This is a genomic window from Rossellomorea sp. RS05, assembly GCF_039822645.1.
Lineage (GTDB): Bacteria > Bacillota > Bacilli > Bacillales > Bacillaceae_B > Rossellomorea > Rossellomorea marisflavi_B.
Map to the genome: position 1 here is coordinate 134,600 of NZ_JBDKWY010000009.1, position 12,815 is coordinate 147,414.

A 12,815-nucleotide genomic window follows, 5' to 3' on the forward strand; every position below is an offset into this window, starting at 1 on the left:
GCAACTAGTGAAAGGAAGTTCATCATATGACATATAAAATGATCGTTCTCGATTTGGATGACACCCTTTTAAGGGACGACCAGTCCATTTCCCCGCGCACAAAAGAAGCCCTCTTGCTGGCACAGCAGGAAGGCGTGAAGGTGGTCCTTGCTTCAGGACGTCCCACTTATGGTATGAAGTGGGTGGCGGAGGAACTTGAGTTGGCCCGCTATGGCAGCTATATTCTTTCATTCAACGGATCCAAGGTCATCAACTGTGAAACAGGGGAGGAACTGTATAGCAGGACTCTTTCAACAGAATCGCTTCACCGCCTTTATGACATCAGCAAGCGGGAAGATGTGGGCATCCTTACCTATATGGATGATGCCATCATCGTCGAAGAGGAAAATGAGTATGCCGATATTGAAGCCAATCTTACCGGACTCCCTGTGAAGGTTGTCCCAAGCTTCAAGGAGGCCGTCGATCGCCCTGCCGTTAAAGCCCTGATGCTGAAGGATGCAGAGAGGTTGGCGGAAGTGGAGAAGCAACTTCAGGATGAGCTTGACGGAGAGCTCAGCGCCATGAGATCGAAGCCGTTCTTCCTTGAACTGACCGAGCCAGGAGTCACAAAAGGGGCGAGCCTGGATAGGCTGATCAACACGATGGGGATCACAGCTGAAGAGGTGATCGCAGTCGGGGACAGTTACAATGACCTGACGATGCTGGAGTTTGCCGGTCTTGGTGTCGCCATGGGCAATGCACCGGATGATATTAAAGAGATAGCAGATTATGTGGCTCCGTCGAACATGGAAGACGGAGTCGCAGAAGTTGTCGAGAAATTCTTATTGAAGCAATTCACACGGGTATAAAGGGGAGATGGGGCCAAGCAGGGCCTCATCTCTTTCCAATTTGTCCTATTATGATCCAGGGCACATATAATGAGTTTGGTATATTTTTCTCATGTAAAAATTGTTTGGGCTTTGTAAAATGGGGGAAATACCTCTTCTGATGACAATTCGCTCATGGATATTTGTAGCAGATCTAGTACATTGTTGTAGCCTGATAAGCATCGTCCATATTGCAGATAGTAAAGAAGTGTATCATCACAAGCTTTCCCCCTCAATTGTGACAAATTGTCGAATCCCCTTGAAACATTTTTGAGACGAATTACATTAAATTGTTATACAAAGGAAAATGATTTTTGTTATAATACATTCTGTTGATTCAATTGGTCTTTACATTCATGCAACACTCTTCATAATTTCAATCGGTCTTGAACCGAAAAATACAAGTTCAACCCAGGTTGACTTGAAAAAGGTGATGAAATATGAACTTCGTTAAAAATTTCTTTAAAACACAGTTTGAGGATCTCCGCACAGGTAAGCTTACGTTCTTTTTCATTGTCGTAGGATTATTCTGGGTCAAGACCTATGCCGTATATGTATCCGAGTTCGAATTGGGTATCCAGAATTTCATGCAGCATTTCCTGCTTTTCCTCAATCCACTGAGTTCGGCGCTCCTGTTCTTTGCGATTGCCCTCTTCTGGAAAGGGAAAGGACGAAACGCGGCGTTCCTCGTCATCAATTTCCTGATGTCGTTCCTGCTTTATGCAAACGTCGTTTACTACCGATTCTTCAATGACTTCATTACAGTCCCTGTTCTTCTTCAAGCGAAGACGAATAATGGACTTGGAAGCTCGGCTCTTGAGCTTCTCAGACCGTGGGATATCCTTTACTTCCTGGATTTCTTCATCATCATTGGCCTTATGCTCTTCAAGAAAGTGAAAGTACAGGAAAAATTGCGTTTCCGCTCTGTCATGGCACTCATGACATCAGCAGTCCTGATCTTCCTTTTGAACCTTGGTCTTGCCAACATCGACCGTCCTGAGCTATTGACCAGAAGTTTCGACCGTAACTACTTGGTGAAATATCTTGGTATGAACAACTTCACGATCTATGACGTGATCCAAAACTCGAAGACCTCTGCAAAACGCGCACTGGCTGACAGCAACGAAGTGTCCGAGGTCGAGAATTATGTGAAAGCAAACAAAGCAGACCCGAACCCGGAATATTTCGGTAAAGCAAAAGGCAAAAACGTGATCTACATCTCCATGGAGTCACTGCAATCCTTCGTTATCGACAGAGACCTTAACGGAGAAGAAATCACGCCGTTCCTGAATTCCCTGATCGATGACAAAGAGGCCATCTACTTCGATAACCTCTTCCATCAAACAGGTCAAGGGAAAACATCAGATGCGGAGTTCATCATGGAAAACTCCCTGTACCCACTTCCACAAGGTGCCGTATTCATGACGCATGCAAATAATACGTATCAGTCATCACCGGCCATCCTTAAAGGGGAAGGCTACTCATCAGCGGTCTTCCACGGGAACTACAAAACGTTCTGGAACCGTTCTGAAATGTATCGCTCAATGGGGTATGATCAATTCTTTGACGCCACTTATTACGATATGAGCAAACCGGAAGAACAACTTCCGTATGGATTGAAGGATAAACCGTTCTTCGAAGAGTCCATCCCGTTGCTCAAGTCGATGAAACAGCCGTTCTACAGCAAGTTCATTTCACTATCGAATCACTTCCCGTTCGACCGTCATGAGGAAGATACCGATTTCGGTCAGGGAGATACTAAAGATGGTGTCGTGAACCGTTACTTCCAAACGGCACACTATATGGATGAAGCGCTGGAAGACTTCGTCAACGACCTGAAAGAGAATGGTCTCTATGACGACACCATGATCGTCCTTTACGGTGACCACTATGGTATTTCCGAGAACCATAACAAAGCCATGGCTGAAGTTCTTGGCAAAGAAGAAATCACCGATTTCGATAATGCCCAGCTGCAACGTGTACCACTTCTCATCCTGAATTCAGGAGCTGAAGGTGGAGTCAACCATACGTACAGCGGACAAATCGACGTACGTCCGACCGTCTTCCATCTTCTTGGAATCGACACAACAGACTATATGAGCTTCGGTCAGGATATGCTGTCGAAAGAACACAAACAAATTGTACCGTTCCGTAACGGTGATGTGATCACGGATAAGTATTCCGACATCAAAGGCGTATGCTACAACAATGAAACGGGTGAACCAGTCGATGAGGCGGACACCAAAGGCTGTGATGAAGCAAGCAAAGAAGCGAACAAGCGCCTTGAACTCTCAGACAAAGTGGTCTACGAAGACCTCTTGAGATTCTACACGCCGGATGGCTTCAAACCAATCGACCGTTCAGACTATAACTACAACAACCCGAATCCGAAAAGCACCCAAGAATCAGACTCGGCACAAACAGAACAATAACCGACGAACTGCCTGGAAGATCCATTAGGATCACCAGGCAGTTTTTTTGTATCCCGAATGTGTTTAGACAAGAAAGTATGAGATGAAAGAGAGAACCACGCATATAAACCTGATTATTCCGCGGTAATCAGAATGTAGACTGTCACCAGTGAAATACTACAGAGTGGAATAAAGCGAAAGGAGCTCGACTCCGGAGGAAAAGCGTGCAGAAAGGCTCTAGCAAGCAGCGCCGAGCGACCTGCAAACACTCGTTCAGTGGAAAAATTGATCAAACCAAGAGGAACAAGATCACTCCCAATGAGAGATGTACTTCACCCATCAAAAGCACAAAGTGGATTGAAGCGAAGGGAGCTCGACTCCAGTGGAAAAGCATGCAGAAAGGCTCTTGCAGGCATCGTCGAGCGACCTGCAAACACTCGTTCAGTGGAGAAATTGATCAAACCAAGAGGAACAAGATCACTCCAACCAATGAAGAGATGGACTTCACCCATCAAAAACCACAAAGTGGACTGAAGAGAAGGAAACTCGACTCCAGTGGAAAAGCATGCAGAAAGGCTCTTGCAGGCATCGCCGAGCGACCTGCAAACACTCGTTCAGTGGAAAAAATGATCAAATCAAGAGTGACATGATCACCCCAACCAATGAAGAGACGCACTTCACCCATAAAAAGCACTAAGTGGAATGAAGCGAAGGGAGCTCGACTCCTGCGGAAAGGCGTGCAGGTAAGACCCTGCAGGCAGCGCCGAAGCGGCTTACCTCACGCCCCGCGGAAAGCGAGCTCCCGCAGCGAAATGAAACGAACTACTCCCATTTATACCTCCATTAAATTCTAAAATATGTTTTTTGATGATAAACGATGAGTGTTTTTGGAAGAATGTGATCATTTATGAAAGAAAATGATTGATTTCTGCAAACGTTCTCATTATAATAAGGTATGCAAAGTGATTAGAAAGTAGGAGAAAACATGCTGACCGATGAAAGGCATCGCATCATCCTTGACCTGTTAAAAGATAAGGAAACGATCAAAATCCATGAAATCGTCGATATGACAGATGCTTCAGAATCTACCATCCGACGGGACCTGACGCAACTTGAACAGGAGAAATTCCTCAAGAGGGTACACGGCGGAGCATCGAGACTTCAAGGGAAACTGAAAGAACTTAGTGTATCTGAAAAATCTTCCAAAAACCTTCATGAGAAACGATTGATCGGTCAATACGCCGCCAGCCTCATCGAAGATGGAGATTGCATCTACCTTGATGCCGGAACCTCTACGCTCAGTTTGATAGATTATCTTCCGCAGATGGATATCGTGGTGGTCACCAACGGATTGACCCATGTTGATCTTCTTTTACAAAAAGAATTCAAAACCTACCTAGTAGGAGGAATGGTCAAACAAACCACCAAGGCCATGATCGGAAGCGGGGCGGTCGAATCCCTTAAGCACTACCGATTCGATAAAGCGTTCATGGGGGCAAACGGCATCCACGCCCAATACGGGTTCACGACCCCTGATCCGGAAGAGGCTCAGGTGAAACGGGTCGCAATCGAATTAGCAAGGGAAGCCATGTTCCTGACGGATGATTCCAAATTCGGAGAAATTTCATTCAGTAAAATTGTTGATATAGATAAAGCAATGGTCATCACGAATGCTCTTGATGAAGAGCAAGATACCGCCATTATGAAACAAACTACGATAAAGGTTGTGACAACATGATCTATACACTGACATTAAACCCTTCGGTTGATTACATTATGGAGGTTGCCGATTTCACAAAAGGCGGCTTGAATAGGAGCGAAACTGAAGCAGCACTGCCGGGCGGTAAGGGGATCAATGTATCCCGCGTCCTTCATACGCTTGGAGTCGAAAGTGCCGCATTGGGCTTTGCATCCGGTTTTACGGGGGAATACATCAAGCAATTCCTGCAGCGAGAAGACGTCCGTACCGATTTCGTTGAAGTAGGCGGGATTTCCCGGATCAACGTAAAAGTAAAATCGGACGATGAAACAGAAATCAACGGAAGCGGGCCGGAAATCAGCGAGGATCATCTTGATGAACTTCTCGGGAAAATTTCTTCTCTGACAGATGAAGATGTCCTGGTGCTGGCAGGAAGCATCCCATCTTCCGTGCCGAAGACGTTCTATCATCAGATTGCTTCTCAGTGCCGTGAACAGGGTACCAAGGTAGTGATCGACGCTGAAAAGAACCTGATCGAACCAGTCCTGCCGCTTGCTCCTTATCTCATCAAGCCGAATCACCATGAACTTGGTGAAATGTTCGATGTAGAGATCCAATCTGAAGACGATGCGATTCACTACGGACGGAAACTGCTTGAGAAAGGTGCGCGGAACGTCATTGTATCGATGGCGGAAAAAGGTGCTTTGCTTCTTACCGGAGATCGTGTATTCGTCTCTTCTGTTCCGAATGGTGAGCTGAAGAGCTCGGTAGGTGCAGGGGACTCCACTGTGGCGGGCTTCCTTGCAGGATTGAAAAAGGGGTACAGCATCGAGGATGCCTTCCGCCTTGGAACATCTTCAGGTTCTGCCACTGCCTATTCCATTGGGCTATGCAGCGCAGAAAAAGTGGAATCACTCTATAACGACATTACGATTACGGAGAAATAGGAGGTAAGAACATGAGGATTACAGAACTACTCACAAAAGAAACCATCCAGTTGAATATTTCCTCTGATTCAAAATCAGGAGTCATTGATGAATTGGTTAAGGTTCTAGATAAAGCAGGTAAACTGCAGGATGTACAGGAATTCAAAAAAGCCATCCTGAATCGTGAAGCACAAAGCACGACGGGGATCGGAGAAGGAATTGCCATTCCCCATGCCAAAACCGCAGCGGTAAAGTCGCCGGCCATCGCATTCGGGAAGTCGGTAGAGGGGCTAGACTATGAGTCCCTTGACGGTACACCTGCGCATTTGTTCTTTATGATTGCGGCAACTGATGGTGCCAATCAGACGCATTTGGAGGCCCTGAGCCGTCTTTCTTCCCTCCTGATGGACCCAGAGGTGCGCCAGGCTTTGCTTTCTGCACAGTCTGAAGATGAAGTCATCACGATCATCAATACTCATGATCAAGAAGAAGAGGAAGAAGCAGTTGAAGAGTCTGATTCCTCTTCAAGCAAGATCCTTGCAGTAACTGCCTGTCCAACAGGTATCGCTCATACCTATATGGCCGCTGATGCCCTCAAAGCAAAAGCCAAAGAGCTTGGTTTCGATGTGAAGGTCGAGACAAATGGCTCAGGCGGTGCGAAAAACATCCTTACTGCGGAGGAAATTGAAAACGCTCCAGCGATCATCGTGGCAGCCGATACAAAGGTTGAGATGGAACGCTTCAAAGGGAAACGCGTCATCCAGGTACCGGTGGCTGAAGCCATCAGGAAACCGGCGGATCTCCTCTCTCGTGCAGAAAAGCAGGATGCACCCGTCTATAGCGGTGGGGGCAACAAAGAAGAAGATACGTCCAAGGAAAGCAAAGGGAAGTCAGGATTCTATAAGCATTTGATGAATGGTGTGTCCAATATGCTTCCGTTCGTTGTCGGCGGTGGGATCCTCATTGCGATCTCCTTCTTTTTCGGTGCTCAATCAGCCAATCCTGATTCATCTGAATATAACCAATTCGCAGCGATGATCAACACAATCGGTGGAAGCAATGCGTTCTTCCTTATGATCCCTGTCCTTGCCGGGTTCATCGCTTCCAGTATCGCAGACCGTCCCGGTTTTGCCCCTGGTATGGTCGGTGGTCTGATCGCAGCAACCGGTGACAGTGGATTCCTTGGTGGTCTTATCGCCGGATTCCTTGCCGGGTATGTCACTCTTGGTATCAAACGCGTCACAAAGAACTTCCCGCAGGCATTGGAAGGAATCAAACCTGTTCTGATCTATCCAGTGTTCGCTATTTTCATCACGGGCTTCATTATGCTTCAATTCCTTGTCGAACCACTGAGTGCAGTCAACACTTGGCTACAGAGCTGGCTTGAGGGTCTTGGTACAGGAAACCTTATCTTCCTCGGACTCATCCTTGGTGGTATGATGGCAGTCGATATGGGTGGTCCGATCAACAAAGCGGCTTTCACATTCGGTATTGCCATGATCGAAGGTGGAAACCTTGCTCCCCATGCAGCCATCATGGCCGGGGGTATGGTGCCTCCGCTTGGTCTCGCCCTTGCGACAACCTTCTTTAAAAGCAAGTTCAATGAAAATGAACGAAAAGCAGGAATTCCGGCATACTTCATGGGTGTTTCATTCATTACAGAAGGAGCAATCCCGTTTGCGGCAGCAGATCCCCTCAGGGTCATCCCGTCGGCTGTTGTCGGTTCGGCCGTTGCCGGTGCTTTGACGATGGTATTCCACATCGGGCTTCCTGCCCCTCACGGAGGAATCTTCGTCTTCCCGGTCGTAGAAGGGAATGGATTCCTATACCTGCTGGCCGTATTGATCGGTTCGGTGATCACAGCAATCTTGGTAGGGCTTCTGAAGAAACCAGTGAAATAAAACGTAAGAACCAGGCGTTGATGCGCCTGGTTCTTTTTTTATTTTCAATGATGTCCTGTTTTAGAATCGGAACGGTTGGTTAAAGGTATAAATAAGAGATCTTCGGAAGGAGGGAGGTAGGTGGAGTATATAGGTCTTCCGCCGTTATCCCCGGAATTCATGATTGTCATCAAACGGATCTTCCTCATCGTACTGCTGAGCGGGTTGATCGGCTTGGAACGGGAATCGAAGAATCATCCTGCCGGTCTCAGGACCCATATACTTGTGGGGGTCGGTTCTTGTCTACTCATGCTGCTCTCCATCTATGGGTTTCAGCCATTCCTGGATGAGCATTCGGAGCTGAACGGATTTGACCCGAGCAGGATTCCGTCCTATGTGATTTCAGGTATCGGTTTTCTCGGGGCGGGGACAATCCTTGTGCATCGAGGTGTAACCGTCAGGGGACTCACGACGGCCGCCAGCATATGGGTGGTTGCCGGTCTCGGGCTTGTCGTGGGAATAGGTATGCACTACGAAGCGATATTTACAACGGCGATCATCGTCCTCACCCTGTTCTTCCTCACGAGGGCTGAACAGTATTATAGGGGTAAACTTAGGAAAAAACGGTGGTATACGTTATCCATCCGGATGCAGGCAGATGAATTATCTGCCGTCACTGATTTTATGCAAGAACATGGACTGGAGGTTGCCGAGCTCGACGTTGAACAAGGGGCTGGTCTTATCTCCTGCTCCTTCATGATTTATTCAATTGGTGAGGATCCCATTCACAACGTAATGCAGGGATTGATTTCCCGGGAGGGCATCGATCAGGTGCGCCTGATGAAAAAATGATTCAAAGACTTTCGATTTCTACATCGATGATGCCCGGGATGTCAGAAATCGTATAATATATATCCACGGTTTTTTTTCGGAAGTCGACGATGATCTTCAACTCGAGTAGATGAAGATCATTTTTTAAATCCTTGATCCGGATGTTTTCAATTGTGATTTCTTCCGATTTGATCTGTTCGATGATGGACTTGATTTCTTTCTTTTGTTCAATGGTTGCCTGTAAGGACAGCTCTTTTTCCCTCAAACGCCTTGGCCCAAGGTACGTGATGATGACCGGGATCACCTCTACTGAAAAAATCAATAAGATGACTCCCACGGTCGCTTCCCAGTAAAAACCTGCCCCGACGGCGATGCCGATGCCGGCGGCTCCCCAGATCATGGCGGCTGTCGTCAGCCCGGAAATGCTGTCATTCCCTTTCCTGAGGATGACGCCTGCGCCAAGGAAACCGATTCCTGATACAATCTGTGCAGCCAGTCGAAGGGGATCCATGGTGATGTTCACGTGATCGGATTTAGGGGATACATAGGCTGCCTCGATGGAAACGATCGTCAGGAGGCAGCTGACGATGCAGATGACGAGCGATGTTTTCAATCCTACAGGCTTCCGTTTCAGTTCCCTTTCAAGCCCTATGATCAATCCGAGTATAGCGGAAATACCCAATTTTAATAGCAGGGTGGTGTCAATCGGCGTCATCTTTCCCCCTCCATTTGATAAAAAGATATAGTTTTTTCATGAACGAAGTAATAAAATGAGGAAAATATCGATTTCAAATTCAGGGGTGCTCCAACTCATGTCAGAAGCAAAAATCAATCCATATCTACTACTTGCGATCGGTGTCATTTCCGTATCCACTTCCGCCATCATCGTCAAGTTTTCGGCGGCTCCTGCAGGGGTGCTGGCATTTTATCGACTTTTCTTCACCGTCCTGCTCATGACACCGTTTTTTCTCCTACACTATGTGAAAGAATTGAAACTTATTACCGTGAAGGACTGGGGTCTTTGCCTTCTCGCCGGCGGCTTCCTTGCTTTTCACTTCATCCTATGGTTCGAATCCCTCAACTATACATCTGTGGCGAGCTCCACCGTCCTTGTGACCCTCCAGCCACTCTTTGCATTTTTGGGAGCGTATCTCTTCTTCGGTGAAAAGCTTACGGGGAAATCAGTGATCTCCGCCATACTTGCAGTATCCGGCAGTATTGTAATCAGTTGGGGGGACTTCAAGGTAAGTGGGACTGCCCTGTGGGGGGATCTTCTTGCACTGGTGGCATGTGCTTTGGTGACAGGGTATCTTCTGTTCGGTCAAACCATCAGGAAACGCCTTTCGCTCATGACATATACGTATATCGTGTACGCCATGAGTGCAGCCGTCCTATTTATTTATTCTCTGATCAAGGGTGAATCGTTTTATCCGTACGCAGGAAAAGAATGGCTGTACTTCTTGCTACTGGCTATCATCCCTACGCTCCTTGGGCATTCATTGTTCAACTGGTCACTGAAATGGCTCAGCACCTCGACGATCTCCATGGCGATCTTATTTGAGCCGGTCGGTGCAGCAATTTTGGCTTATTGGCTTTTATCCGAGAAAATTTTACTCACCCAGGTCATCGGTGCAGGAATCATCCTTTTGGGAGTAACGATTTTCTTGTTGGAAGAACGGAAACTGAAGAAAGCACTGAAAGAGCTTAGAAAGGTGGAGGAGAGCAGTGGCGTTCCTTTATAGAAAGGCGTGCCTCGCCGATGCAGGGAGCATTGCCAGAGTGCATGTGGAAAGCTGGAAATCGACCTATAAGGAAATCGTGTCAGACAGATATCTGGATTCCTTGTCAATAGAATGGAACTACGCTGGCAGGATGCCTACCACCAGTTCAATACGGCGGAAAACGAGCAGCAGCTCTTTCACCAGGTTTCCGCATACTCGAAGCGTCTCGGCTTCGAGTACTGCTGCTATGGAATCCGCGTGCCGCAGCCGGGATCGCAGCCCTTGGTCGAGATCTTCGACACCTATCCGCCGGGCTGGATGGCGCACTATCAGGCGCGCAACTACATCGAGATCGATCCGACCGTGCGCGACGGGGCGGCGAGCCCGAACATGATCATCTGGCCCGACGCCGATGCGGCGGAGCAACCGTCGCTCTGGCGCGACGCGCGCGACTTCGGCATGTCGGTCGGCGTCGCGCAGTCGAGCTGGGCCGCGCGCGGCGTGTTCGGACTGTTGACCATCGCGCGGCGCTCGGACCGCCTCACGCCGGCCGAGATCAACAGCCTGACGCTGCAGGCCAACTGGCTCGCCAATCTCTCGCATTCGCTGATGGGCCGGTTCCTCGTGCCGAAGCTGTCGCCGGCCGCGAGCATCTCGCTCACCAAGCGCGAACGCGAGGTGCTGAGCTGGACCAGCGAAGGCCGCACCGCCAGCGAGATCGGCGAACAGCTCAACATCTCCGAGCGCACCGTCACGTTCCACATCAACAACATCCTCGCCAAGCTCGGCGCGGCCAACAAGGTGCAGGCGGTCGTCAAGGCGATCGGCATGGGGCTGATCCAGGCGCCGTAGAGAGAAGAAGCTGAAGTGGGAACGGATCCTGTCGGAGGACCATCATACAATGGTTTCCACGACGAAAGACGGAGTGGTTGTCGGTTTTGCATCTGTGGGCAGGGAAAGAAGCGGGGAGTATGAAGGGGAACTGTATGCCATTTATCTTGTAAGGGACTTCCAAGGGAAAGGGATCGGAAGGGAGTTATTCTCGCGGAGCATCTCCTCCCTCAAGGCTCTTGGTTGTCACGATATGTTCATCTGGGTATTGAGGGAGAATGCATCTAAAACGTTCTATTATTCCTACAATCCTGAAATCGTTAAAGAAGAGACGATTATCATCGGGGGTGAAGGGTACGTGGAAGAAGGTCTTCTATTATCCTTCTGACTCCGATGCTTTATGAAAAGGTGTACGTCAGTCCCGAGAATATGACTGCCATCGTGGAGGAGAAGATGAATGTAAGCGCGGAACCGATTTTGATGCCTGCGCTTTCGCTGATCTTCAGTGCTTGGATATAAGAATACGAGAACAGGTAGACAGCCATGATGAAGGATACGGCCTGTCCAATAGGTAGAAGTAGCATAAGTGAAGCAGCCCCTTTCAATGCAGTATGGAATCATATATATGAGGCGCACTATAAAAAAAGAATAATATATAAAAAAGATAAAAAATATATTGCAATAATAATTACAGCATGATATATTAATACATGTCGCTGATGCGCAACGGATTTTATATAAAAAAGAAGTTGACATGAATCGACGATATATGATACATTTAAGTGGTCGCTTCAGAGAGAAACGAAGCGCTTACAATCTATTTGAACCTTGAAAACTGAACAAAACAAGACAAACACGTCAACGTTAATTCTAGATTTATTTTTAAAAGAGCTATTCAAACTTTTTATGGAGAGTTTGATCCTGGCTCAGATGGCCTTGGTTGACGGTTTTCTTGAGCTGGAACGCTCAAGTGGAAAATTGGAGTGGAGCGCCATCCTGCAGAAGATGGCGAGCGACCTTGGATTCTCGAAGATCCTGTTCGGCCTGTTGCCTAAGGACAGCCAGGACTACGAGAACGCCTTCATCGTCGGCAACTACCCGGCCGCCTGGCGCGAGCATTACGACCGGGCTGGCTACGCGCGGGTCGACCCGACGGTCAGTCACTGTACCCAGAGCGTACTGCCGATTTTCTGGGAACCGTCCATCTACCAGACGCGAAAGCAGCACGAGTTCTTCGAGGAAGCCTCGGCCGCCGGCCTGGTGTATGGGCTGACCATGCCGCTGCATGGTGCTCGCGGCGAACTCGGCGCGCTGAGCCTCAGCGTGGAAGCGGAAAACCGGGCCGAGGCCAACCGTTTCATAGAGTCGGTCCTGCCGACCCTGTGGATGCTCAAGGACTACGCACTGCAGAGCGGTGCCGGACTGGCCTTCGAACATCCGGTCAGCAAACCGGTGGTTCTGACCAGCCGGGAGAAGGAAGTGTTGCAGTGGTGCGCCATCGGCAAGACCAGTTGGGAGATATCGGTTATCTGCAACTGCTCGGAAGCCAATGTGAACTTCCATATGGGAAATATTCGGCGGAAGTTCGGTGTGACCTCCCGCCGCGTAGCGGCCATTATGGCCGTTAATTTGGGTCTTATTACTCTCTGA

Annotated in this window: 13 protein-coding genes; 11 read left to right on the forward strand and 2 right to left on the reverse strand. The window is 48.4% G+C overall.

The genetic code is table 11. The annotated features are described in order from the left end of the window. The first annotated feature begins 26 nt into the window (after positions 1-26). The 7 genes from ABJ225_RS19315 (at position 27) to ABJ225_RS19345 (ending at position 8,634) form a co-directional block, all read left to right on the forward strand. Complete coding sequence (locus ABJ225_RS19315; protein WP_347321376.1) at positions 27-848, forward strand: Cof-type HAD-IIB family hydrolase; 822 nt, start codon at positions 27-29, stop codon at positions 846-848. Between the two features lie 458 nt (positions 849-1,306). Beyond that, positions 1,307-3,298, forward strand: a complete 1,992-nt coding sequence (gene ltaS / locus ABJ225_RS19320) for a lipoteichoic acid synthase (RefSeq protein ID WP_079515695.1) — start codon at positions 1,307-1,309, stop codon at positions 3,296-3,298. Positions 3,299-3,595: 297 nt separating this feature from the next. Next, positions 3,596-3,811, forward strand: a complete 216-nt coding sequence (locus ABJ225_RS19325) for a hypothetical protein (RefSeq protein ID WP_218246651.1) — start codon at positions 3,596-3,598, stop codon at positions 3,809-3,811. Between the two features lie 451 nt (positions 3,812-4,262). Further along, positions 4,263-5,015 (forward strand): DeoR/GlpR family DNA-binding transcription regulator, encoded by a 753-nt coding sequence (locus tag ABJ225_RS19330; protein WP_218246652.1) that lies wholly within the window; start codon positions 4,263-4,265, stop codon positions 5,013-5,015. Beyond that, complete coding sequence (pfkB, locus tag ABJ225_RS19335) at positions 5,012-5,923, forward strand: 1-phosphofructokinase (RefSeq protein WP_056541218.1); 912 nt, start codon at positions 5,012-5,014, stop codon at positions 5,921-5,923. The genes ABJ225_RS19330 and pfkB overlap by 4 nt, the downstream gene beginning before the upstream one ends. Positions 5,924-5,934: 11 nt before the next feature. Continuing rightward, positions 5,935-7,803, forward strand: coding sequence for a PTS fructose transporter subunit IIABC (locus tag ABJ225_RS19340; RefSeq protein ID WP_347321377.1), 1,869 nt, complete (start codon positions 5,935-5,937; stop codon positions 7,801-7,803). A gap of 159 nt (positions 7,804-7,962) precedes the next feature. Further along, positions 7,963-8,634, forward strand: a complete 672-nt coding sequence (locus ABJ225_RS19345; RefSeq protein WP_290032675.1) for an MgtC/SapB family protein — start codon at positions 7,963-7,965, stop codon at positions 8,632-8,634. Between the two features lies 1 nt (position 8,635). Here ABJ225_RS19345 and ABJ225_RS19350 read toward each other — a convergent pair whose 3' ends face one another. Next, complete coding sequence (locus ABJ225_RS19350) at positions 8,636-9,328, reverse strand: MgtC/SapB family protein (RefSeq protein WP_218246654.1); 693 nt, start codon at positions 9,326-9,328, stop codon at positions 8,636-8,638. 97 nt (positions 9,329-9,425) lie between these two features. Here ABJ225_RS19350 and ABJ225_RS19355 point away from each other — a divergent pair, with 97 nt between their 5' ends. The 3 genes from ABJ225_RS19355 (at position 9,426) to ABJ225_RS19365 (ending at position 11,553) form a co-directional block, all read left to right on the forward strand. After that, on the forward strand, positions 9,426-10,355 hold the full coding sequence (locus tag ABJ225_RS19355; RefSeq protein WP_347321378.1) for a DMT family transporter: 930 nt from the start codon (positions 9,426-9,428) through the stop codon (positions 10,353-10,355). A 111-nt stretch (positions 10,356-10,466) separates the two neighbouring features. After that, positions 10,467-11,186, forward strand: a complete 720-nt coding sequence (locus ABJ225_RS19360) for an autoinducer binding domain-containing protein (protein ID WP_015877499.1) — start codon at positions 10,467-10,469, stop codon at positions 11,184-11,186. A gap of 28 nt (positions 11,187-11,214) precedes the next feature. After that, entirely contained in the window at positions 11,215-11,553 is a 339-nt protein-coding gene (locus tag ABJ225_RS19365) for a GNAT family N-acetyltransferase (protein ID WP_347321381.1), read from the forward strand. Positions 11,554-11,563: 10 nt separating this feature from the next. Here ABJ225_RS19365 and ABJ225_RS19370 read toward each other — a convergent pair whose 3' ends face one another. Next, positions 11,564-11,749, reverse strand: coding sequence for a hypothetical protein (locus tag ABJ225_RS19370; RefSeq protein ID WP_053429376.1), 186 nt, complete (start codon positions 11,747-11,749; stop codon positions 11,564-11,566). 346 nt (positions 11,750-12,095) lie between these two features. On the opposite strand from ABJ225_RS19370, the gene lasR reads away from it, so the two are divergent. Further along, positions 12,096-12,815 (forward strand): transcriptional regulator LasR, encoded by a 720-nt coding sequence (gene lasR / locus ABJ225_RS19375; RefSeq protein ID WP_347032980.1) that lies wholly within the window; start codon positions 12,096-12,098, stop codon positions 12,813-12,815.